The 23,645-nt window shown below is 70.2% G+C and carries 17 protein-coding genes; 6 read left to right on the plus strand and 11 right to left on the minus strand.

All coding sequences use genetic code 11. The features are described 5' to 3' along the window. Nucleotides 1–185 precede the first annotated feature (185 nt). The 5 genes from OOK38_RS29630 to OOK38_RS29650 all read right to left on the minus strand — a co-directional run bounded on the left by OOK38_RS29630 (nt 186) and on the right by OOK38_RS29650 (nt 10,028). Nucleotides 186–4,439, minus strand: a complete 4,254-nt coding sequence (locus tag OOK38_RS29630) for an NACHT and WD repeat domain-containing protein (protein ID WP_266848947.1) — start codon at nt 4,437–4,439, stop codon at nt 186–188. Nucleotides 4,440–4,450: 11 nt separating this feature from the next. Further along, nucleotides 4,451–5,860 carry a triacylglycerol lipase gene (locus OOK38_RS29635; RefSeq protein ID WP_266755563.1) on the minus strand — a complete coding sequence of 470 codons (1,410 nt, stop codon included), beginning with the start codon at nt 5,858–5,860 and terminating at the stop codon, nt 4,451–4,453. Between the two features lie 1,627 nt (nt 5,861–7,487). Next, entirely contained in the window at nt 7,488–8,192 is a 705-nt protein-coding gene (locus tag OOK38_RS29640) for an IS3 family transposase (RefSeq protein WP_266755561.1), read from the minus strand. Between the two features lie 115 nt (nt 8,193–8,307). After that, nucleotides 8,308–8,598, minus strand: coding sequence for a transposase (locus tag OOK38_RS29645; protein WP_266755559.1), 291 nt, complete (start codon nt 8,596–8,598; stop codon nt 8,308–8,310). Between the two features lie 248 nt (nt 8,599–8,846). Continuing rightward, nucleotides 8,847–10,028, minus strand: a complete 1,182-nt coding sequence (locus OOK38_RS29650; protein ID WP_266755557.1) for an acyl-CoA dehydrogenase family protein — start codon at nt 10,026–10,028, stop codon at nt 8,847–8,849. 276 nt (nt 10,029–10,304) lie between these two features. On the opposite strand from OOK38_RS29650, the gene OOK38_RS34640 reads away from it, so the two are divergent. Then, entirely contained in the window at nt 10,305–10,793 is a 489-nt protein-coding gene (locus tag OOK38_RS34640) for a CoA transferase (RefSeq protein WP_354006129.1), read from the plus strand. On the opposite strand, the gene OOK38_RS29660 is transcribed toward OOK38_RS34640, so the two are convergent. The 5 genes from OOK38_RS29660 to OOK38_RS29680 form a co-directional block, all read right to left on the minus strand. Further along, nucleotides 10,768–11,340 (minus strand): TetR/AcrR family transcriptional regulator, encoded by a 573-nt coding sequence (locus tag OOK38_RS29660; RefSeq protein ID WP_266755556.1) that lies wholly within the window; start codon nt 11,338–11,340, stop codon nt 10,768–10,770. The two genes, OOK38_RS34640 and OOK38_RS29660, sit on opposite strands and share 26 nt — an antisense overlap. A gap of 298 nt (nt 11,341–11,638) precedes the next feature. Then, nucleotides 11,639–12,658, minus strand: a complete 1,020-nt coding sequence (locus OOK38_RS29665) for a Gfo/Idh/MocA family protein (protein WP_266848951.1) — start codon at nt 12,656–12,658, stop codon at nt 11,639–11,641. Between the two features lie 46 nt (nt 12,659–12,704). Next, complete coding sequence (locus OOK38_RS29670) at nt 12,705–13,625, minus strand: ATP-binding cassette domain-containing protein (RefSeq protein WP_266755553.1); 921 nt, start codon at nt 13,623–13,625, stop codon at nt 12,705–12,707. 8 nt (nt 13,626–13,633) lie between these two features. Continuing rightward, nucleotides 13,634–14,710 carry an ABC transporter permease gene (locus OOK38_RS29675; protein WP_266755551.1) on the minus strand — a complete coding sequence of 359 codons (1,077 nt, stop codon included), beginning with the start codon at nt 14,708–14,710 and terminating at the stop codon, nt 13,634–13,636. Beyond that, nucleotides 14,710–15,729, minus strand: coding sequence for a substrate-binding domain-containing protein (locus OOK38_RS29680; RefSeq protein ID WP_266755549.1), 1,020 nt, complete (start codon nt 15,727–15,729; stop codon nt 14,710–14,712). Before OOK38_RS29680 ends, OOK38_RS29675 begins: the two co-directional genes overlap by 1 nt. Nucleotides 15,730–16,021: 292 nt before the next feature. On the opposite strand from OOK38_RS29680, the gene iolC reads away from it, so the two are divergent. From iolC to OOK38_RS29705, 5 genes are all read left to right on the plus strand, one after another. After that, nucleotides 16,022–17,014 (plus strand): 5-dehydro-2-deoxygluconokinase, encoded by a 993-nt coding sequence (iolC, locus tag OOK38_RS29685; RefSeq protein WP_266848952.1) that lies wholly within the window; start codon nt 16,022–16,024, stop codon nt 17,012–17,014. Between the two features lie 37 nt (nt 17,015–17,051). Beyond that, nucleotides 17,052–17,936, plus strand: coding sequence for a deoxyribose-phosphate aldolase (locus OOK38_RS29690; protein ID WP_266755546.1), 885 nt, complete (start codon nt 17,052–17,054; stop codon nt 17,934–17,936). A gap of 537 nt (nt 17,937–18,473) precedes the next feature. Next, nucleotides 18,474–19,358, plus strand: coding sequence for a 5-deoxy-glucuronate isomerase (gene iolB, locus OOK38_RS29695; RefSeq protein ID WP_266848954.1), 885 nt, complete (start codon nt 18,474–18,476; stop codon nt 19,356–19,358). Continuing rightward, nucleotides 19,358–21,229 (plus strand): 3D-(3,5/4)-trihydroxycyclohexane-1,2-dione acylhydrolase (decyclizing), encoded by a 1,872-nt coding sequence (gene iolD, locus OOK38_RS29700; protein WP_266765556.1) that lies wholly within the window; start codon nt 19,358–19,360, stop codon nt 21,227–21,229. The genes iolB and iolD overlap by 1 nt, the downstream gene beginning before the upstream one ends. 91 nt (nt 21,230–21,320) lie before the next feature. Continuing rightward, nucleotides 21,321–22,124, plus strand: coding sequence for a GntR family transcriptional regulator (locus OOK38_RS29705; protein ID WP_266755542.1), 804 nt, complete (start codon nt 21,321–21,323; stop codon nt 22,122–22,124). A gap of 300 nt (nt 22,125–22,424) precedes the next feature. On the opposite strand, the gene OOK38_RS29710 is transcribed toward OOK38_RS29705, so the two are convergent. Next, nucleotides 22,425–23,585 carry a Gfo/Idh/MocA family protein gene (locus OOK38_RS29710; RefSeq protein WP_266755540.1) on the minus strand — a complete coding sequence of 387 codons (1,161 nt, stop codon included), beginning with the start codon at nt 23,583–23,585 and terminating at the stop codon, nt 22,425–22,427. Between the last annotated feature and the right edge of the window lie 60 nt (nt 23,586–23,645).

The following is a 23,645-nucleotide window of genomic DNA, read 5'->3' on the forward strand; positions in this document are numbered from 1 at the left end:
GTTCGACCCTGGCAAGTCGGCCGGGCAACAGGACGACCGGCTCCGAGCGCTGGTCGTACAGCCTGCCGGCGTTCGGGCTCTGCGAGAACAGCCGGTTGACCAACTGGTCCCAGTACTCCTGCTCGCCGTGAGTCACCGTCCACCGTCCCCGCTGTCGCCGTGACGGTGTCCGTTCACGGATCCGCTCACCCTGATACCTCCACCTCGTCGTTGAGATCGATGGCGACCGCGCCCTCCCGTGCACCTACCACCAAGGACCGTCGACCCTCGAAGACCGTGGTGGTGAGGCAGTTGATGCCGAGGCCGGTCGGGATGGTCCTGGTGAGCCGGCCGCCGGCCCCGTCGAACAGCGAGATCTGTCCGGTTCGGCCGCCCACGGCCAGGCGGATCCGCCCGTTGCCGTCGCGCCAGGCGCACGCGCCGCGCGGCTCCGGCCCGGGTTCGTTGCTGCGCCAGACAATGCCTTCCGCACCGGCCGCGCACAGGATCTGGTCCGTGGTGACCACGAAGAGCCGACCGGGATCGCCGTGCTCGTCGCCACTGACCGCACCGAGGACGAGCGGCAGTTTCACGCAGTTCACTTCTGGCAGGCGCGTCCACATCGGAGCCCCCTGAGCCCGACATTGCCAACGCTGCACGATGCCTTCGCCGCCGACCGCGACCACGATGCGGTCTTCGTCCCGGTAGCCGACCAGCCCGACCGCGTTGGCGATGAGGGTCTCCGCGGTCTGATCCTCCGGTCTCCCGCGGCGTACGTCCCAGCGCCGCAGCACACCGTCGACATCCAGGCTTATGAGGAGATCAGCCTGCTCGGGCACTCCGGCCACGGCCCTGACCGGCTCGGGGTGCGGCCAGCCCCGCTCGTCCGAGAGATCGTGGGCTCGCCAGATCCGCAGTCGTGTCCGGGTCGCCGCGACGATCAGAGGATCGCTGCCGACGACGGTCGTCAAGCCCGCGACCCGTTCGGGCTCGCACGGAGCCGTCTTCGGGACTCCTTTGCACACGTCCACGAACGTGAGCTCCGTGCGGCCGGCCAGGACGGCAAGCGGACCTGCGACCGCAGCAATCGTGACCTGCCTCTCGCCCGGTGGACCCGTCGGCAGTTCGAGTGCCGACAGGGGCCAGACCCGTGCAACGCTTGCGCCCTTGGCGATGGTCGCCAGCGCCCAGCCGGAACCGCCCGCCGGCTCGCCGGCGACCAGCGCGTCCACCGGGTCGCGGTGTGACTGCCAGCCCGCGATCGCGTCCCCCGGCTGATCCGGGTCCCAGAGCTTGACCCTGCCGTTCTCATCGGCGACGGCGAGCAGCCGTCCGCCGTCCGCCTTGTGCAGCGTGATGATCCGATGGGCCTGTTCGGATCGTGCCAGGACATCCTGTTCGCCGAGGTGCACGGTCTCCGGGGCGTCCGCCTGCAGACGACATCGGTAGCAGGTGCCGGTGCTGTCGAGCACGGCAAGGGTGATGTCTGCAGCCCCGACCTCGAGGACCGTCATGCTCACCCCGGCTCTGGTGATGCGTGCACCTCTGCTCCAGGCACGACCGGTGCTCGCATTCCATGTCGAAATCGCACCGGACTGGGTAAGGGTCGCGATGACGACCGTACCGGCGCATTCGACGGCAAGGACCGTACTGATGGGGCCGTCCGTACCGAGCGACAGTCCTTCGAGTCGGCCGGTCATCGGATCAAGCCGTTCCACCTTGCCGCGGGCTCGGGCGAGGACCAGCCGCGCACTGCCGTCCGGCGCGCAGTAGGCGGCGATCCCGTCCACGGTGGCACCGGAGGGGATCGAAGTCGGTTCGCGTCGGCCGGTGAATGGATCCCAGACGACCACCTGTCCGCCCATGGGGACGCCGGCGAGTAGTTTCCTGCCTCGATGTTCAAGGACTGCGAGCGCTGCGACACCGTAGCCGAACGGTGGCAGTGGTTGGCCGGACCTCAGGTCGAAGGAGGCACCGGCGGGCTGGCCGGTGACCGGATCCCAGATCCGCACCGTAGTGTCCCCGGCGGCCACAGCGAGGACACCGTGAGCCTCATCCCGTGGCACAAGTACCAGAGCGCGAGCCCCAGGCAGATCCTGGCCGGCCTCACCGACGGGCAGGTGCACGGGCCGCCGTGCCAGCAACGACCAGCGCACGGACCACCTGCCCGGCACCGCTGTCTGCGATCGGCGCGTCCCGCCGAAGACCAACCCTTCACCGAGCATACGCAGGCCGGGACGATCGTCCTCGTCTCCCTGGCGAACCAGATGTGCGGTGGTGATCGTGCCGAGTACCGTCCCTGGCAGCCGATCCGCATGTCCCGCCCGCAGAGCGTCGCTCGCCACCGCATAGGGATCCAGCCGGTCCAGGACGTCAGGCCGCCCGCCCAGCTCCTCCCAGGCTGCGGACGGCGCGTGTGCGGCATGGGTGGACAGACGGACCCGCAGATAGGGATTGAGCTCCTGGTCCGGGCGGACGTGGGCGAGGAACTGCCGGAAGACATAGAGCCGCTTGTCGGGGAGGTCCTTCGCCTCTTCCAGCAGTTGTTCCTGCAGCACGCGGTGGGCCAGGCGATACACCCCTTGGCCGTGTTCGTGGTCGAGCATGATGTAGGCCCCGGCCGCGTCGAGTACATGATTGAGGTCGGTCAGGGTGACGGGCTCGTGGGGCGAGGAGAGCGCGCTCGCCGCCTCTTCCCAGATGCGGTCCTGACGCGGAAGTCCGCGGCCGTGGGCAAGGGCGAGGGCGAGCAGGGCCGTGCGGGTCACGCCGGAGTCTTTGTCCAGCCGTTCGAGGGCGAGGCGGAACAGACCGCGATGGTCGGTGTCCAGGAGCCGATGGAGCAGCTCCGGGGATCGGCGCAGTTCGGTTGAGCGTGCGTTGACCTCTTCCGCCGCCATGGCCGCCCACAAGAACTGATGACTTGGCGTGCCGTCCGGTCGATCCGTCTCGACCGACCGACGGACGGGCAATCTCCTGATCAGGTCTCGTAGCTGCTCGTCCTGTACCCGCACCGCCAAGGACTCGACCACGTCGTCCGGCGACGGTTCGAGCCGCAAGGTGGTGCGCCCGATCGCTCCCTGGCTGGTCAAAACGGCTGTCAGGTCGGTGTGACTGCCGACGGAGTGCGTGCGGGTACCTATGAGCATGTGGATGCCGGGGGCCTTCAGCAGCTCATCGAAGAAGTGTGCCAAGGCGATGGGTTCCTCGGCCTCGTCGAGTGCGTCGGCCATGAGGAGCAGCGGCTCCTGACGTGCTCCGGCATGGCGGTAGACCTCGGCGACAGGATTGGCGAGGTCTGCGTTGCCGTTGCCGTTGCGGAGCTGGTCGAGGATCTGCGTGGCGACTCCCCGCACGGTGGCCCCGGTCAGGTGCAGGATCAGATCGAAGGCCGGGAGAGGGGCTCCGGGCGCCTCGGTGCTGCGCTTGCCGATGACTGTCTCGAGTCCGCTTGCCAGGTCCGGGTGGCAGTCGATGAGGACGTTGCCCAAAAGCGCAGACTTGCCCGACCCTGGTGGTCCGCTGACGACGAGCAGCGTGGTGTCCCGCTGTTGCTCGATCAGGCGCAACCAGCGGAAAATCTCTCGCCGTTCGCGTACGCGTCCGACGAAGTGCCAGGCGAACTCGCCCAGATCGGTGCCCGTCCCCTTGGTCGCGAAGTGGATGAGCGCCTGGTAGCCGTCGGTGTCCGCGGAGACGCTGTCGAGCGCCTGCCGTAGCTCCTTGTAGTCGTTCCACACAGCGGCGACCGGACCGGGTATGGCACGCCGGAATCGGCTGTCGGCGAGATCATGGCCGCTGACGGAGTAACGCTGACGGCCGTCGGCGTCGGTGATGTACATCAGCAGCGAGGCGAGATGGCCGAGAGTCAGAACGTCCTCGGTCACCTGGCTCAGGACGGCTTCCAGATCGGTCGCCAGTGTGTTCGGGAACTGCGAAGCGTTCCTTCGGCCTGAGCCGATGACCAGGGTGCGTCGGCCCCACTCGTGCTGCTTCAGCGTGATGTCGACCTCGTCGGCAAAGCGGGCGCCGCCGCAGGCTTCGACGACCACGATCGTCCATGTCTCGCTGGAACTTCGTTCCCCCATATGATCGTTGATCGTTTCGGCGAGCCAGTCGGCATCGACTGTGTCGTCGCGGTTCGTGTCCGGCTCACCGCGAACGAACAGTCGAGATTTCTGGTTACTCAGACTGGTCTCACCGTGGCCCACCCAGACGAGGACGGTGTCCGCGAATCGTCCACGCTCATGCCAGTGTCTCAGCCGGGCGCTGGTCTGCCCGCGAGTCCGTGGCGTGTTCCCGGAGGCCCACGCATCGAGCCGGCCGCCCCACGGACGCAGCAGTTCGGCGATCGACGCCGCGGCGACGTCGGCGGGAATGGCGGGCCGAACAGGATCCTCGTACTCCGGATGCGGACATGCGATGATCTCGAACGCAGGTGACCGCGCGGGCTCAGCCATCACGAAACCGCCTACAGCGCCGCACGGTCAGCGGCGTCGAAGGCCACCACGGTGTCCCGGATCGGCTCCACGCCGTTGGACACCTCCAACACATGGATGCCCGGCCTGTCGAGCGTGATGTCGAGCACGTACTCGTCCCCGTCACGGCGTACGGAGGGATATTCGAGAACCACGTCGTCGAGACCCTTCACCACGCAGCTGAAGTCACCTGCGGCGCGCGCCCCGCTGACGCGAGCGGTCGTCACCGTCCCCGCGGGCGCGTATTCGGGCAGCTCCACGCCGATCCCGGCCCGCCCACCAAGCCCTTCACCAAGTGCGCGGCCCTCGATCTGCGCTTGGACGTTCCGGATCAGACTCGTGGTGGCCTGGAGCGCTCCGTGCTTCTGGACGTAGCCGGTTGCGTCGCCCAGCCTCGCTGACTGCCACTGCACAGTGCCGTCGCCGTGCAGCTTCATCGGGATGAACCCACCGGTGACGGCGTCGCGCACGAGCTTGCCTGTCTCGTCTCGCTCGTACCCGTGTCGCTTCGCGTGAAGCACACCGGCGTCCACGCGGAAGCAGACATCGGTGGGTTGGTGCGTTCCGGCCAGATTGATCAGGCCGGGAAGGCGCACCGCCGCGAGCCGGGCGTGCCGCGCGAAGGACTCTCGGGCCAGCTCACCGTCTCCGCCCAGCGCCGCCACCGTTTCAGGATCGAGTGCGACAAGGTCGTCACCTGTGAACAGACATCGATATGTCGGCAGGAGATCGTGCAGTCCCGGGAGCGTGACCGCGAGTTCGCGAGCGTGCCCGACCGGCAGCCCGACGCTGCTGCGACCGCTGTTGAGCATCGTCACCGCATCGACCGAGCCGCGGAACGGCGTGCCGATCGTGATCACCCTGGACACGGCGTCAAGCGCGCCGGCCTGCAGCCCCGCGGCCTGGGCGACCAGACCTCCCATGGAATGGGCGACGAGGACCACTCGGGGTTCGGCGGTGTCGTGCCGTGCCCGTCGCCACTCGGCCAGCGCGGGGTGCTGACGCCACGCGGCGAGATGCCGGTCGATCGCTTCGGCCAGCAGTCGCCCGTTGTGCTCGACCGACAGCCGCCAGTCGTATCCGAACTCCAGTAGCGCATCCGGGTGCAGGACCAACCTGCCGAGCTCATCGGCCAGCTGTCGGTAGCCGAAGTTCATCCGGAAGGTCGGGCCCCAGGCCGGTTCCTTGATCAAGCCGTCCGGTGCGAGCCGCTTCGCGCCGCCGTCCCTTTCTTCGTCGGTCACCGCTAGATCGGCCAGTCGCCCCGCCGCCCACTTGTCTAACACGTTGCCGGCCGTCTTGAGTGCGCCGATCCGTCTCGCCCCCCACACGTTCTTGCGCGTTGTGGTGTCGATGAGCCGGCTTCCCATGATCCCCGGAATGATCACGATCGTGTCGATCACTGCGTTACCCCTCCCGACGGGATTGCAAAAATTAGCAGCGGTGGAACTGATTCATCGCCGAGGCTCCCATGCTCGAACGCCCCTTCGTGACCTGCCGACCCTTGATCTGCTGAGGCAGAACCTGTGGATTGCGGCAGCCGAGCCCAATGGTCCATCGAGCTCCTGGCGGCACGAGGGACCGTTCTCGGAACGAGATAAACGGCCTTCACTGCTCGAGCCCATCGGGACGTGCTCCTCCTCGGCGACTCGTGACGCCGGCCGATGGGCCGAAACGCGGCAGATGAAAGGGCATCGACAGAGTATCCCGAGCAGGGCGGAGCACGGGCCCGGAGTGCTCAGCCGAGGTGCGCCGACCCGTCTCCGACGGCGCGAGACGGGGCGAGCGGCCCTTCGTCTAGGGAAAGGAATCGAGAGCCAGTGCGACGATGTCGCGGAATATCGATGTCGGCGCGATGGTGCCGGATCGGGCGCTGATACTGAAGAACAGAGCAAGGGTTGTCTCCGCTCCACCGGGCGCGCATCTGCAAATGGCGATTTATGACAGATCCGTTGCGCAACTGATCGATAGTGCAACGTGCTTCGGAGCCGAAGCAGCGAACTGGACAAGCAACCAACCGGAGTCAGCCGAGGCGCCTGCCGCGCTCTTTTCCGCGTGGGCCTCCGGCTCTCGAACACACCGGTTGCTGTCGGTGGGGTCCTGTAGCGTGAGGTCCATGGTCGGTACGGGCGAGAACTCCACCGGGCCCGGGCCTTCGGCGACCGGCGCTTCGGCTGCGGGCGTCCAGCCCTACTACGCGTTCGACGCCGCGCCCCTCGGGCGGGTGGTATGGGAGCGTCTCCTTCGAGGGCGTGCACGGCGGGGTGTTGGATCTTCTACCGTCGGTTCCGGCGAAGGTGTAGGACGTCGGTGCCGGCACCGGGCGGGACGCTGCGGCACTGGATACGCGCAGAGTTTGGCGGAACTCGCAGGGTAGGCATCGGCCCGTCCTGCCCCCGCCCGCCGCTCGGACTCATCGAACGCCGTCTCTGTCCGGTTGAGCACCAGCACGTACAGGGTTATCCGGCTGCTTGCCCGGACCTACCAGGAACTGTCGGTTGGCGAGCGCTTCCCGTATCGGCTTCAGGGGCACCGAGCGGTACCGCGCTACGCAGTGCCGCTTCCGGCACCGGCCGGACGGTCATCCCAGGGATCCTGGACCAGCCCACCGCTTAGCGATGCGCCCGTCTTCGACGCCGAGCAGGGAGCACAAGTGCCCGTACTACCCGACGAGGCCGGCTTTCCCGACCGTGAGGCGGTCCTCGGTCAGGCGATCCCTTCCGACCGGGCCCGCTGGACCTCCCGGCTCCCGGACTCCACCTGATGGCCGGCCGCGCTCGACGAGTGCTCGCAGACGAGCCGCCAGCCCCGTGTGGACCGGCGGACCGTGTTCGGTATCGCCCGCCGGGCTGACGCGGCAGAAGGCCGCCGCCACCTCCTGGTCGCCACCCTGTCAATCCCCAGATTTCGTATGGACGTTGGTTAAACGGCCCGGTCTTGTTGATTGGGCCGAGCTCGCGCTTGTTGGATGATCCGTTCGAACTCGACGGGTGGTTGCCCGCTGGCCGCGCTGTGGCGTCGTTCGGTGTCCTAGAAGTCCGCGATCCAGGTGGCGATCTTCAGCCGCGCCTCGGCGCGGGTGGCGAAACGGTGTCGGTGGACGTATTCGACCTTGAGGACCGAGTGGAACGACTCCGCGGCGGCGTTGTCCAGGGCGGAGCCGACACGGCCCATCGACTGCACCACGCCCCACCTGCCACAAAGCTGCCTGAACGCCTCGGAGTTGTACTCCGATACGCGGTCGGTGTGGAAAATGACGCCGTCCTCTTGGCCGCCTCTGGTCGCGATCGCCATCTGCAGGGCGGCACTGACCAGCGTCGTGTCGGGCCGCTCGCCCATCGCGTAGCCCAGGGCCCGGCGGGAGAACGCGTCGTGCACGCTCGCGAGGTAGAGCTTGCCCTCGTCGGTGTCGAACTCGGTCATGTCGCCCCACCACAAGATGTTCGGCGCGATCGCGTCGAACCTGCGCAGCACCAGGTCACGTGCCGTCTTCCGCTTCCCGGGACGGGTCAGCGAACGCCGGCGGCGTGGTGGCTTGCGGCCCTGCAGACCGAGCCCGGCCATGATGTCGGCGACGGTGTTCTGCGACGCCTGCCAGCCCTCCTCCCACAAGTCCAGCGTGATCCTCGGCGAGCCGTAGGTGCGGTCCGATCGGTCGAAGAAGTACGAGATCCGCTCGGCCAGCAGTGCCCGTCCGACTTCGCGTTCGTCGGCTCGGACGGTCTGCGCCGCCACTTGTAGAACCACGCCTCCGACACCCCCAGGGCTCGACAGGAGGTGCGATGCGGAATCTTGAAATCGGTCCTCTGGTCGCTGATCACCCCGACGAGCGCCGCCGGGTCCGCAACAGCTACTTCACCCACAGGACCATGCAGCGTTTGAGGACATCACGCTCCATGACCAGCTCCTTGTTGCCCCGCTTGAGCTGGGCATTCTCCCGTCGCAACCGCGCAAGTTCCTCGCTCTCACCCGTCGGACCGGCCTTGCCGGCCGCCCGTGCCCTCGACACCCAGGTGGCCAGCGTCGTCTCGTTGATCCCGAGGTCCTTCGCGACCTGTGGGATCGGCTTGCCGGTCTCCGCCACGATCCGCACAGCCCCCTCACGGAACTCCACGTCGAACTTCCGCCTCTTGCCCGCCATGCCCCTTAACTTCCCCTGCAGTCACGGTCTCTACGCTACGAGGGGAAGGTCACTGCCTGGCCGGCGAGCGGATCGGCGGTGCGAGGAACTCGCTCTGGGACGCTTCGACGCTCGGGCGGCGTGGTCACGTGCGCAGACGTTCTTCGGTGGAGGACGCGTCTCGGGAGGACGCGTCTCGGGAGGACGCGTCTCGGTGAGTGCGCACTCACCGAGACGCGCACTCACCGGTCCCACGAGCTTCGGGCGTCCTAGTTGCCCGTCTTCCGCACCCGGAGGGTGCCGCGCTCGTCCTCCTTCAGCGCGCGGCCGATGATCAGGCGCTGAATCTGGTTGGTGCCCTCGAAGATCTGCATGACCTTGGCCTCGCGCATGTAGCGCTCGACCGGGAAATCGCGGGTGTAGCCGGCGCCGCCCAGTACCTGCACCGCGTCGGTGGTGACCTTCATGGCGTTGTCGGTGGCGATCAGCTTGGCGATCGAGGCCTCGGACTGGAAGGGAAGCCCCTCGTCCTTGAGGCGGGCGGCGGCGAGCGTGGTGGCCCGGGAGACCTGCACCGCCGCGGCCATGTCGGCGAGGACGAAGGCCAGGCCCTGGTGCTCGATGATGGGGCGGCCGAAGGTCTCGCGCTCCCGGGAGTAGCGCAGCGCGTGGTCCAGCGCCCCCTGGGAGAGGCCGGTGGCCACCGCCGCGATGCCGAGCCGTCCGCAGTCCAGCCCGGCGAAGGCGATGCGGAGCCCGTCGCCCTCCTCGCCGATCCGGCGGTGGGCGGGAACGCGGACGTTCTCCAGACGCACGGTGGCGGTGGCGGACCCGGTCAGGCCCATCTTGTGCTCCGGGGGGTCGGCCACCACGCCCGGGGTGTCGGCCGGGACGAGGAAGCAGGAGATGGCGCGCGAGCCCGTGTCGGACGTACGGGCCATGACCGTGTAGAAGTCCGCGTGCCCACCGTGCGTGGTCCAGGCCTTGGCGCCGTTGAGCACGTAGTCGTCGCCGTCCCGGACGGCCCGTGTGCGCATCGCGCCCGGGTCGGAACCGGCATGGGCCTCGGACAGGCAGTAGGCGCCGAGCAGCTCGCCGCCGAGCATGTCCGGGAGCCATTCCTTCTTCTGCTCCTCGGTGCCGAACGAGGCGAGCGCGAAGCAGGACAGCGCGTGCACCGAGACGCCCACCGCGACGCTCGCCCACACGGCGGCGATCTCCTCGATGACCTGGAGGTAGACCTCGTAGGGCTGGTCGCCGCCGCCCTGCTCCTCGGGGTAGGGCAGGCTCAGCAGCCCGGCCCGTCCGAGCGTGCGGAAGACCTCGCGCGGGAACCGCTCCTCGGCCTCCGCCTCGGAGACGCGCGGGGCGAGCTCCTTCTCGGCGAGCTCGCGGGTCAGGGCGATCAGGTCGACGGCTTCCGACGTGGGGAGCGTGCGGGTCGCGGGCATGGCGTGTCCTCGGGGGTGGCGGGTCGCGGCCCTGACGATTTTGATACGCCAGGCGATACAACAGTATCGTTTTTGGTACCGCCGGGCCATGGCGTCCCCCGATGGATCCACCGGCCCTCTGGCCACGTCACCTGTTCTGGACTCGCGGGGCTCCGGTCGGCTCCGCACGCGGCCAGGTGCCGGCCCGAGCCTCGGCGCCGAGGTGGTGCGCGTCGAGCGCCCGCCCGGCCGGGCGCTCGACGCTCGGCCCCGACAGCACGACCGACGTCGTCCGGCGTGACCGACGTCGTTCGGTGCGGCCGCCGGCCGGTCCTCGCCGATCTCAAGCAGCCCGCGGGGCGCTCGCCGGTCAGGGAACTGGTTCCCGCGGCCGACATCCTGGGTGAAGGGACTGCGCCCCGGTGTCGCCGAACGGCTCGGCGACGGACCCGACGACTGCGGAGAGCGGAATCCCGGGCTCGTCCACGCCCGGGTCACCGGCTGGGGCAGGAGGGTCCGCTCGCCCGGACGCCCGGCCACGACCTGAACCACATCGGCCTCACCGGCGCCCTTCACGCGATGGGCCGGGGCGGCGCCCCGCCGCCCGGCCGACGGCAAGCAGGTCGCGGTGGCCGCGTCGGAGCGGCGCTTCCTCGCCGCCCTGCTCGACGACCTCGACCCCGCCCGGCTGCTCGCCCAGGACGGACGTGGCTGTGCTGGGGGACCGGGGTGTCGGCCGGGAGGCCGTCTGTGCCCGAGGTCAGGGTGAAACGGCGTGGACGATGAGTGATGCCAGCTCGGCGTAGGCCTCGGCGTCGCTCAGTCCGGTGCGGGCGGCGACCTCGCCCCGCTGGATCTCCTGCATGGTGGCGGCCACGACCTCGCCCACGAACGCGGCATGCACGTCACGGAACGCTCCCGCGGCCACTCCGTCCGCGATCAAGTGTCTGATCCTGCCCGCGGCGAGGCGCGTGTTGGCCTCGTACACCTCGCGGGCCGGCTCGAACTGTGCCATGTCGTCGAGGAACTGCCGGGACAGCGGTCTCAACTGATGGGCGACCGCGTTCAGGTAGACCACTACCCGCTCGGAGGGCGCCGAGGTGTCGGCCACCTGCTTCTCGACGGCCTGGGCGGCCTCGCGGAAGTAGTGCTTCACCGCTTCCCGGACCAACTCCTGCTTGCTGCCCGCGAGCTGGTACAACGTCGTCTTCGAGCAGTGGAGCCGCTCGGTCAGCTCGTCGAGGGTGAACGCTGCGAAACCCTCCGCCACCAGCAACGCGACCAGCCGCTCGAGCAGGTCGGTCTGGCGCGCTGTACGACGTGTGGACGGCATGATCTCAGCGTAACCGTTCCTACTCGGCCGTAACCGTCCCCCTCGGGAGCTGTGATCTGGGGCGGGAGGCGCCGCCCGGTGGTAGCCCCGGACGGACCCGCCTGGCTCGCCGCGTACGACGCCGGGGCAAGGGCCTCATCGTGTACGCGCCCGACGCGGCGGCCGGGCGGAGCGGCCGGCCCACCCCGGCCGACCGGTGCGGGGCGGGGCCGCGTGGTCGAGTGCGCCGACGGTGTTCGTCCGGGCGAGCGGACCGCCGGCGCACTCGATGACGTCCCCGCGGACAGGGCGGCCCGGCTCAGCGGTAGAAGGCGGGCCGCTCGATCAGGTCGACCTCCGTGCGGCGGCCCTCGGCCTGCGCGCGGACGCCCGCCTCGCAGACGGCCGCCGCCGCGTACCCGTCCCAGCAGCTGGGCCCGGTGACCTCGCCGCGCAGCGTGGCGTCGACCCACGCCTGCACCTCGCGGTCGTACGCCTCGGCGAACCGCTCCACGAAGTCCGGCGCGATCGAACCTCCCCACCGTGCGCCCGAGTTGACCAGCATTCCGTGGTCCTCGCCGATCTGTGCCGTGCCGTTCTCGCAGACGGCCTCGGCCTGCACCTGGTACCCGAAACGGCAGTTGACGTAGATCTCCACGTCGACGAGCACACCTCCGTCCGTCTCCAGGACGACGAACTGCGGGTCCGAGAGTCCCTCGGGCGCGTTGCCGGAGGGCCGTGGCTTCAGCACCGTGACCGCGGTGATCTCCTGCCCGAGCAGCCAGCGGGCGGCATCCATCTCGTGCACGACGGAGTCGTTGATGAGCATCTGTTCGGTGAAGTACGGCAGGACATCGGCGTTGCGATGCCGGTTGTGCAGCATCAGAGGGCGGCCCAACCCGCCCCCGTCCAGGAGCGACTTGAGCCTCAGATACTCGGCGTCGTAGCGCCGCATGAACCCGACCTGGACCCGCCGGTGCCCGAGTGCGCGCTCCGCCTCCATCACCCGCAGCGCGGAGGCCGCGTCCGGGGTGAGCGGCTTCTCGCACAGGACCGGCAGGTCGTGCTCGAACGCGGTGAGCAGCGCCGCCTCGTGAGCGGGGCCGGGGGAGGCGATGACCACGGCGTCGACATCGTCCGCCGCCAGCGCCGAGGCCGTGTCCGTGTACGCGGCGCAGCCGTCGATGCCGTCGGCGAGCCCTTTGGCCCGCTCGGCGTCGATGTCCACGACCGCGCTCACCCGCGCCCCGCTGATGACCTCGGTGATCCGGCGGACATGGTCGGCCCCCATCCGGCCGGTGCCGATGACGGCGACCCCGAGTGTTCCGTGCTGGGTCATGTGGTCGGTGGTCCCTTCGATGGATCGGGCGGCGCAGGAGCGGAGGTCAGGAGGTTCCTTCGGGGGAGGCCGGGGCCGGTGCCGGGGCCCGGAGGTCCTCCGCCTCGGGAAGCTCCTCGACGTCGACCCCGTGCACTTGAGCCAACTCGTGTTTGAGCGCCGCGAGTTCGGCGCCGCCCGCCATGTGGTTGGTGAGTTCCTCCAGGCCGACCTCGCTGCGGTCGGCGCTGAGTTCGAGCGTGCCGAGCCGCAGCACGCTGAAGTGGTCGCCGACCATGTAGGCGTGGTGCGGGTTGTGGGTGATGAAGATGACGCCGAGACCGCGGTCGCGGGCGGCGGCGATGTACTTCAGGACGACACCGGACTGTTTGACGCCGAGCGCGGCGGTCGGTTCGTCGAGGATGAGGACGCGGGCGCCGAAGTGGACCGCGCGGGCGATGGCCACGGACTGGCGCTGGCCGCCGGAGAGCGTGCCGATCGGCTGGTCGAGGTCGTCGAGGACGATGCCCATGTTGCGCAGTTCCTCGTCGGCGGTCCGCTTCATCCGCGCGATGTCGAGACGGCGTACGGGCCAGGGGCCCTTGGTCATCTCGGAGCCGAGGAAGAAGTTCCGCCACACCGGCATCAGCGGCACGGTCGCGAGGTCCTGGTAGACGGTGGCGATCCCCTTGGCGAGCGCCTCGCGCGGGGTGCCGAAGCGCACCGCCGTGCCGTCCACGAGGAACTCGCCCTCGCTGTGCCGGTGCAGCCCCGAGATGATTTTGATGAGGGTGGACTTGCCGGCGCCGTTGTCGCCGAGGACGCAGGTCACCCGGCCGGGGCGGACGGCCAGCGAGACGCCGTGCAGGGCGCGGATGTTGCCGTACGACTTGCCCGCGCCGCGCAGTTCCACGATGGCCGCGGTGCCGTCCCCGGGCGGGGTGTCCGGGAGAACGGCGCCCGCGGTTCCGGATCCGTTGGTTGTCATGGGTCGGTTCACCTCCGGGTCGCCGTGCGGCGGACCCACAGATTGATGAGCGTGGCGCCGAGCAGCATCACGCCGAGGAACGCCTTGAACCAGTCGGGGTTCCAGCCGGCGTAGACGATGCCCTGGTTCACCATGCCGAACATGAAGGCGCCGAAGACCGGGCCGATCGCGGAGCCGTAGCCGCCGGTGAGCAGACAGCCGCCGATCACCGCCGCGGCGATGTAGATCAGCTCCTGGCCGACGCCCTCGCCCGACTGCACCGTGTTGAACGAGAACAGCTGGTGCATGCCGACGAACCAGGCGCCGAAGCCGACCGTCATGAACAGCGTGATCTTGGTGAAGGTCACCGGGACGCCGACCGCGCGGGCGCTGTCCTGGTTGCCGCCGACCGCGAAGACCCAGTTGCCGTACTTGGTGCGCAGCAGCACCCAGGTGGCCAGTGCCGCGAAGACCAGCCACCACACGATGGTGATCTTCACCTGGACGCCGCCGACGTCGAACGACGAGGCGAAGACCTTCTTGGCCTGGCCGAAACCGTCCATGTCGCTGATGTCGTCGGTGGCGACGTTGCCGGTGACCAGCTTGGTGACGGCGAGGTTCACGCCCTGCAGGATCAGGAAGGTCCCGAGGGTCACCAGGAAGCTGGGCAGCCCGGTGCGGACCATCATCCAGCCGTTGAACGCCCCGATCGCGAGGGAGACGACGAGCGCGACGATCACACCCGCCCAGACGTTCATGCTGAGTTGGTAGCTGAGCATGCTCGCCGTCAGCGCCGAGGTGATCACCGCGACACCGGCGGACAGGTCGAACTCGCCGCCGATCATCAGCAGTGCCACGGGCAGCGCCATGATGCCGATCGTCGACGACTGGTAGAGCACGGTCGCCATCGAGCTGCCGGAGCGGACCGACGGCGCCGCGATCAGGAAGAAGACGAACACGGCGACGGCGCCGAGGAACACCCCGACCTCGGGCCGGGCGAGCAGCCGCAGCGCCAGGGAGCGCCGCGCCGTCCGCCCGTCGGTCTTCCGGGGGCCGAGGGCCGGCGGTGCGGTCACCGCCGGATCGGCCTGCTGGGCCATGCCCATCACCGGGTGCCCTTCGAGGCGAACTTGGCGACGGTGTCGACGTTGCTCTTGTCGACGAAGGCCGGACCGGTCAGGACCGGCTGCTCCCCGCCGCCGCTGTAGTTGCCGTTGTTCTTGTAGAGCCACAGCGAGTCGATCGCCAAGTAGCCCTGCAGGTAGGGCTGCTGGTCGACGGCGAACTCGATGGTCCCCTTGCTGATGGCGCCGGTGAGGTCCTTGTTGAGGTCGAACGTGGCGATCTTCGCCTTGCTCCCGGCGTCACCGATCGACTGCACCGAGGTCAGGGCGTACGGGGCGCCGAGCGTGACGACGTAGTCGATCGCCTTGTCCTGCTTGAGCTTCGCGGTGATCGTGGACTTCACGGACGGCATGTCGGTGCCGTTGACGTACAGGTTCTCGGTGGAGCCGCTGAAGGTCTTCTTCACGCCGTCGCAGCGTTGGGTGAGGCCGATGTTGCCCTGTTCCTGGACCACGCAGACGACCTTCTTGGCGCCTTCCGAGTTGAGCCGCTTGCCGAGCGCCTCGCCCGCGACCGTCTCGTCCTGGCCGAAGAACTCCGTCAGGCCCAGCTTCTTCCAGTCGCTGAGACCCGAGTTGAGACCCACGACGGGTATCCCGGCCGAAGTCGCCTTGGCCACCACGTCCTTCATTGCGTCCGGCTTGGCCAGGGTGATCGCGATGCCGTCGACCTTCTGGTCGATCGCGTTCTGGACCAGGTTGGCCTGAGTGCCCGCGCTGGGGTCGGCGGAGTAGACGAGCCTGATGTTGTCCTTGGCGGCGGCGGCATCGGCGCCCTTGCGGACGATGTCCCAGAACGTGTCGCCGGGCGCCTGGTGGGTCACCAGGGCGACCGTCATCCGGGGTGTGTTCGCCTTGCCCGCGGCGGCACCGTCCCCGTCGTCCTCGGACTTCTTGCCGCCCGAGCTGCTGGAGCAGCCGGCGGCGAGCAGTGCGGACGCCGCGGCCAGGGCCACGAGGGGGGCGATTCTCCGGGAACGGGGGTGGAACGTGCGATCCATCTTTCCAGCACCTCACTGTGCGACCGGGGGAAAGGGAACGGGACGGCGCGGGGCGCGGGGCCCGTGCGGAACCCGGACGGCAGGTCCGGGCGTGATCCGTCGAAGCGGCGGTTTCGTTGGGACGGGATACAAGTCCCTGTCGCACCCCCGTGTCAATACTTTGTTAAGACATCATTTCAGGAGCAGGTCCGAATGTCCGTACAAAGTCTTGACAGAGAGGAGCCGGGAGTCCTACACCTAAGGGGCACCGGGCGCCCCGTTGCCCACATCCCCCGCATCAGGAGCGTCACGCATGCCTGAGTCCGCTGTACCCCGGGTCGCCGCCGCCGACTCCGCCGAGGCCTTCGACCTCATCACCATGGGACGGATCGGCGTCGACCTCTATCCGCTGCAGACGGGTGTGCCGCTCGCCCGGGTCGACTCCTTCGGAAAGTTCCTCGGCGGCTCGGCCGCCAACGTCGCCGTGGCCGCCGCCCGCCTGGGCCGGTCCACCGCGGTGATCACCCGGACCGGACAGGACCCCTTCGGCACCTATCTCCACGAGGAACTCAAGGAGTTCGGCGTCGACGACCGCTGGGTCACCCCCGTCGCCGCGTACCCGACACCGGTCACGTTCTGCGAGATCTTCCCGCCGGACGACTTCCCGCTGTACTTCTACCGGCAGCCCAAGGCGCCCGATCTGGAGATCCGCACCGACGAACTCGACTACTTCGCCATCCGCGCGGCCCGGATCTTCTGGATCACCGGGACCGGCCTGAGCAAGGAACCCAGCCGCTCGGCCACCCTCGCCGCCCTCAAAGCCCGGGCCAGGACCGGCACCACGGTCTTCGACCTCGACTGGCGCCCGATGTTCTGGAACAGCCGCGGAGCGGAGACGGCCCGGCCGTACTACGCCGAGGCCCTGCGCCACGCCACGGTCGCCGTCGGCAACCTCGACGAGTGCGAGATCGCCACCGGAGTACGCGAACCACGGGCCTGCGCCGAGGCCCTGCTCGACGCGGGAGTCGAACTCGCCGTCGTGAAACAGGGCCCCAGGGGTGTGCTGGCCGTGCACCGCGACGGCACCGAGGCCGAGGTCCCGCCGGTGCCGGTGGACGTCGTCAACGGCCTCGGCGCGGGCGACGCGTTCGGCGGGTCCCTCTGCCACGGCCTGCTGTCCGGCTGGGAGCTGGAGCGGACCGTCCGGTACGCCAACGCCGCCGGCGCGCTCGTCGCCTCCCGCCTCGCCTGCTCCTCCGCGATGCCGACCGGGTCCGAGGTCGAGAACCTCCTCGCGCGCGCTTGACCGGGCCGACCGACGCCACCCCTGAACGGAGCCTGACTTGAGTATCAGCATCCCCGACCTCGTCGCGGTGCGCGCCCGGCACCCGGAGGCCATCGCCGAAGCGGCCGCCCGCCGGGTCCGCCGCCCGCTGATCGGCGACACCGGCCGCCTGATGATCGTGGCCGCCGACCACCCGGCCCGCGGCGCCCTCGGAGTCGGCGACCACCGGCTCGCCATGGCCAACCGCGCCGACCTCCTCGAACGGCTCTGCGTGGCACTGTCCCGGCCCGGCGTCGACGGGGTGCTCGCGACCGCCGACATCCTGGAGGACCTGCTGCTCCTCGGCGTCCTGGAGGGCAAGGTCGTGATGGGCTCCATGAACCGCGGCGGACTCGCCGGCGCCTCCTTCGAGATGGACGACCGCTTCACCGGCCACCGCGCCGAGGACATCGACCGGCTCCGCTTCGACGCCGGAAAGGTCCTGCTGCGCATCGACTACGACGACCCCGGCTCCCTGAAGACCCTGGAGACCACCGCCCGCGCCGTCGACGCCATGGCGGCACACCGACTGCCGCTGTTCGTCGAGCCGTTCATATCGGCCCGAGACAAGGGAACGGGGACGGTCCGCAACGACCTGAGCGCCGAGGCCGTCACCCGGTCCATCGCCATCGCCTCCGGCCTCGGCGGAACGTCCGCGTACACCTGGCTCAAACTGCCCGTCACCAGCGACCCCGACGACATGGCCGAGGTACTGGAAGCCTCCACGCTCCCCGCCGTGCTGCTCGGCGGGGAGGTCGGCACGGACCAGGAAGGGGCGTACGAGAGATGGCGCAAGGCGCTGCGACTGCCCACCGTGCAGGGCATGGTCGTGGGCCGCTCCCTGCTCTACCCCGTCGAAGGCGACGTGGAAACCGCGGTGGACACCGCGGTCGGCCTCCTCTGACCCCCGCCGTTCAGCCGAACGCACGGGAGCGCCGCCTCCCCGCCCCTCGAATCACCCGGGCCCCGACCCCGCCGATTGCCCCGCTCCCGGGTCTCCCGAACCCCCGAACCCCCGAACCCCGGACCTCCGAACCCCCGGACCCCGGACCTCCGAACCCCACAAGCTTCTTTCGCCCCCTCCGCCCCTACCCTTCCCGTCCCTGGGGCTCCGCCCCAGACCCCGCTCCTCAAACGCCGGAGGGGCTGAATCTTGCACCCGCGCCCGAAAGTGCGGGGAAGGGCCGCCCCAAGCACGACCCGCCCGCAGCCGGGATCCGGCGGGAGGGGCCGTGCCGGTACATCCCTATGTCCGTCGCTTACGTTCGGATCGAGCAGCGGTTCGCACAGGTAGCCCACGTCTGATCCAGCGGCGACGGACTGGGATGTACCGGCACGGCCCCGACCCACCACGCACCCGCACCACGCACCCGCACCAAGCACCCGCACCACGCATTCGCACCCGCATCCGCCCCGCCCCGCCCCGCAGAGGAGCCAGCCGATGACCACCACGCACCACCTGCCCGCCGGCAAGGCCCGCACCGACGTCTACGCCGTCGACGTCACCCCCGCGACGGCAGGCTGGGGCCACGCAGGCCTGCGGGTGCTGGAGCTGCCGCCCGGCGGGAGGCACGTCCTCGACACCGGCGACAGCGAGTGGATCGTGCTCCCGCTGGCGGGCGGCTGCACCGTCGCCGTCGACGGCGAGACCTTCCGACTGGCCGGCCGGGCGAGCGTGTTCGCCGGGGTCACCGACTTCGCGTACGTCCCCCGCGACGCCGAGGTCGCGATCACCACCCGCGACGGCGGCAGGTTCGCGCTCACCGGCGCCCGCTGCACCCGCAGGCTGCCCGCCCGCCACGCGCCCGCCTCCTCCGTACCGGTCGAGCTGCGCGGCACCGGCACCTGCTCGCGCCAGGTCAACAACTTCGGCGCGGCAGGAGTCTTCGACTGCGAGAACCTCATCGCCGTCGAGGTGATCACACCCGCCGGCAACTGGTCCTCCTTCCCGCCGCACAAGCACGACGAGCACCACCCCGGCGAGGAGTCCGAACTGGAGGAGATCTACTACTTCGAGTTCACCGCCCACGAGGGCACCCCCGGCCTCGGCTACCAGCGCGTCTCGCCCTCCGGGCACGGCACCGGCACGGACGTCCTCGCCGAGGTGCGCGACGGCGACGTCGTCCTCATCCCGGACGGCTGGCACGGCCCCTCCATGGCCGTGCCGGGCCACGACATGTACTACCTCAACGTCATGGGGGGCCCCGACCCCGACCGCGCCTGGCTGATCCGCGACCACCCGGACCACGCCTGGATCCGCACCACATGGCCCGAGCAGCCCGTCGACCCCCGACTGCCCCTCTACACCGCCCCCGAGAGGTCATGATGAGCGCGACCACCCGCCGTCTGACGACAGCCCAGGCCCTGGTGCGCTTCCTGTCGGCGCAGTACAGCGAGCGCGACGGCGTACGCCACCGGCTGATCACCGGTACCTGGGGGATCTTCGGCCACGGCAACGTGGCGGGGATCGGCCAGGCGCTCCTGGAGGCCGGTGAGGACGCCATGCCGTTCCACCAGGGCCGCAACGAACAGGCCATGGTGCACGCGGCGGTCGGCCACGCCCGCCACCTCAACCGCCTCTCCGCCCAGGCCGTCACCACGTCCATCGGCCCCGGCGCCACCAACCTCGTCACCGGCGCGGCTCTCGCGACGATCAACCGCCTCCCCGTACTCCTGCTGCCCGGCGACTACTTCGCGACGCGCCCCGCCGACCCGCTGCTCCAGCAACTGGAACACGCTGTGGAGGCCGACGTCTCCGTCAACGACACCCTGCGCCCCGTGTCGAGGTACTTCGACCGTGTCACGCGCCCGGAGATGCTGATCCCGTCCGCGCTGAACGCGATGCGGGTCCTCGCCGATCCGGCCGAGACCGGCGCGGTCACCCTCGCCCTGCCGCAGGACGTGCAGGCAGAGGCGTACGACTGGCCCGAGGAGTTCTTCGCCGAACGCGTCTGGCCCGTACGCCGTCCCGCGCCGGACCCGGTCGAACTCGCCGCGGCCGTCCGGGCGATCCGCGCCGCGCGGCGCCCACTGATCGTCGCCGGAGGGGGAGTTCACCACAGCGAGGCGGAGGAAGCGCTCAAGGCGCTGGTGGACACCACCGGCATCCCGGTCGCCTCGACCCAGGCCGGCAAGGGATCGCTGCGCCATGACCACCCGGCCGACCTCGGCGGCATCGGTCACACGGGGACCGCCGTCAGTGACGACATGGCCCGTACCGCCGACCTGATCATCGGCGTCGGCACCAGGTACAGCGACTTCACCACCGCCTCCAGCACGCTGTTCCAGAGGCCGGACGTCCGGTTCGTCAACCTCAACATCGCCGCCTTCGACGCCCACAAGCTGGCCGCCCGCACCCTGGTCGCGGACGCCCGGACCGGCCTCAGGGCCCTCACGGAGGGGCTGTCCGGTCATCGCGTCGACCCGGCCTACGAGGCCGAGTACCGTGCGGGCGGGGCGCGTTGGGAGGCGGTGGTCGAGGCGGCCTTCGCGGCGGACGACTCCGCGGTGCCCACCCAGACCCAGGTACTCGGCGCTCTCGACGCGGTCGTCGGCGACGACGACGTGATCATCAACGCGGCCGGGTCGCTCCCGGGCGACCTGCACAAACTGTGGCGGGCGCGCGGTCCGCGCCAGTACCACCTGGAGTACGGCTACTCCTGCATGGGCTACGAGATCCCGGCCGGCATCGGCGTCCAACTGGCCGCCCCGGGCACGCCGGTCTGGTCGCTCGTCGGCGACGGCACGTATCTGATGATGCCGACCGAGATCGTCACCGCCGTCCAGGAAGGCCTGCCCGTCAACCTGGTCCTGATCCAGAACCACGGATACGCCTCCATCGGCGGCCTGTCCGAGGAGACCGGCGGTGAACGCTTCGGCACCGCCTACCGCTACCGGGCCCCCGACGGGACCTTCACCGGAGACCCGCTCCCCGTCGACCTCGCCGCCAACGCCGCCAGCCTCGGGATGGACGTCATCCGCGCCAAGACCGTACGGGAACTGCGCGACGCGCTCGCCGCGGCGCGTGCCTCGGACCGGCCGACCTGCGTCCATGTCGAGACCGACCCGGCGCCCACCTCGCCGCCCGCCGCGGCCTGGTGGGACGTCCCGGTCGCCGAAGTCGCCTCCCGCGAGGCCGCGTCGGACGCCCGTGAACGGTACGACGGCCATGCCGCCGACCGCCGGCGCCACCTCTGACCTCTCCCGCCGCCCAGGAACGGCGGTCGGCGCGGGGACTCCCTGGCCTCCCGCGCCGACCGTCTCCGGGGCCGACCGTCAGGACGATGCGATGGCAAGGGTTCCCGACCGCCGGAGCGCCCGATCGGCAGGGGTGCCGGCCACCCCGCCCGAGGGCCTCGACCTCGACCTCGTGCTCGACCGCAGCAGCCCCGTCCCGCTCTACTACCAGCTGGCACGGCAGTTGGAGACCGCCATCGAGCGCGGCGCGCTCGCCTCCGGGAGTCTGCTGGGCAACGAGGCGAAGCTCGCGGCCCGGCTCGGGCTGTCCCGGCCCACGGTCCGCCAGGCCATCCAGACCCTCGTCGACAAGGGGCTCCTGGTCCGCCGCCGCGGCGTGGGTACCCAGATCGTGCACAGCAGGTTCAAACGCCCACTGGAACTGAGCAGCCTCTACGACGACTTGGAGAAGGCGGGACAGAGCCCGACGACCCGTGTGCGGCACAACGCCCTCGAACCGGCGTCCCCCGAGGCCGCCGTCGCTCTCGGCATCGCGGAGGGCAGCGGTGTGCACCGCCTGGAGCGGCTGCGGCTCACCCACGGCCGGCCCGTGGCCGCCCTGCGCAACTACATCCCGGAGGGGCTTCTCGACGTCGACACCGTCCGACTGGAGTCGACCGGCCTCTACCGGATGCTGCGCGCCGCGGGTATCACGCTGCACAGCGCCCGCCAGTCCGTCGGCGCCCGCTCCGCCACAGCGCGGGAGGCCGACCTCCTCGACGAGCCCGTGGGCGCGGCCCTGCTCACCATGCGGCGCACGGCCTACGACGACACCGGCCGCGCCGTCGAGTACGGCACCCACATCTACCGCGCGACGCGCTACGCCTTCGAGTTCCAGCTGCTCGTCCGCCCATGAAGCATGCACCGACCGTGAAGCGGGTCCACCACGCACCCCGTGAACCCGCGCCACCGGGGGCCGAACCGGTCCGCCCCTCCGACGAGTTGGGCGACACGGGGCGGGGCCCGTCTGGCGCTCTGCCCCGCCGACCTCGGCCGCGAACGCCTGTGATCCCGGGCCCACAGGGCCCCAACTGGAGCTTCCCGGAGCGGACTTCCGGCTCGGAGCCTCCCGGAGTGGGGCTTCCGGGTCGGAGCCTCCCGGAGCTGACCCCGGGGCGGATCCCGCGGATCCCGCAGACTCCGCAGCCCCCGCGGATCACTCGACCCCGAGCGTCACCCAGCCCCCCGACTCCGCGGAGCGCGCCATCGCGTCCAGCGCGGTCGCGCTGCGGACCGCGTCGACCAGCGTCGCACCGTACGGCGTGTTGTCGGCGACGGACCGCAGGAAGATGTGCGCCTCGACGACCTTGAGATCGTCGTAGCCCATGCTGTTCGCCGCTCCCGGCTGGAAGGCGGCGTAGTCCCCGGCCCCCGGACCGACGTACACGGTGCTGACCGGCTGGTCCTGGTACGTCGTGCCCCGGCTGACCCCCAGCTCGCCCATGCGACGGAAGTCCCAGAACACGGCGCCCCTGGTGCCGTGGATCTCGAAGCCGTAATTGTTCTGCTCGCCCACCGAGACCCGGCACGCCTCCAGGACACCGCGCGCACCGGAGGCGAAGCGCAGCAGGCAGTTGACGTAGTCCTCGTTCTCCACGGGGGCCGGCTCGCCGCCCGTCGCGCGCGCGTGACCCGCGGTCGCGCCGGCCGGGCGGGCCCGCACGGGCAGGAAGACGGCCGTGTCCGCCGCGAGTGCGTCGATCTCGCCCAGAAGGAAGCGGGCGAGGTCGACGCCGTGGGAGGCCAGGTCGCCGAGGACTCCGCTGCCGCCACGCTCCCGCTCGTAGCGCCAGGTCAGCGCGCCCTCCGGATGCGCCGCGTAGTCGCTGAAGAGACGGACGCGCGCGTGGGTGACGTCGCCGATGCCGCCGGAGGCGATCAGTTCACGGGCGGCCACGACGGCGGGCGCGCACCGGTAGTTGAAGCCGACCGTGCCCCGGACACCGGCCTTGGCCACCGCGTCCGCCACGGCCCGGGCGTCGTCGGCGGTCAGGCCCACGGGCTTCTCGATCCAGATGTGCTTGCCGGCCTCGGCCATCGCCACACCGATCTCACGGTGCAGGAAGTTCGGCGCGGCGATGCTCACGGCCTCGACGCGCGGGTCGGCGGCGATCTCACGCCAGTCGCGCACGGCGGTGGCGAAGCCGTACCGCGCGGCGGCCTCCTCGGCCCGGCCCGGCACCTCGTCGGCGACGGCGACCAGTTCGGGCCGCAGCGCGAGGTCCGGGAAGTGGTGGGGCACGCGGGCGTACGCCTGGGTGTGCACCCGTCCCATCCAGCCGAACCCCACGACGGCAACGCCGAGCGTACGCACCATGACTGCCCTTCTTTGGACCGGTCCAACCACCTCCCGGCTCACATTGAAGCCCATATCAGG

The sequence above is a fragment of the Streptomyces sp. NBC_00568 genome (assembly GCF_026341855.1).
Taxonomy (GTDB): Bacteria; Actinomycetota; Actinomycetes; order Streptomycetales; family Streptomycetaceae; genus Streptomyces.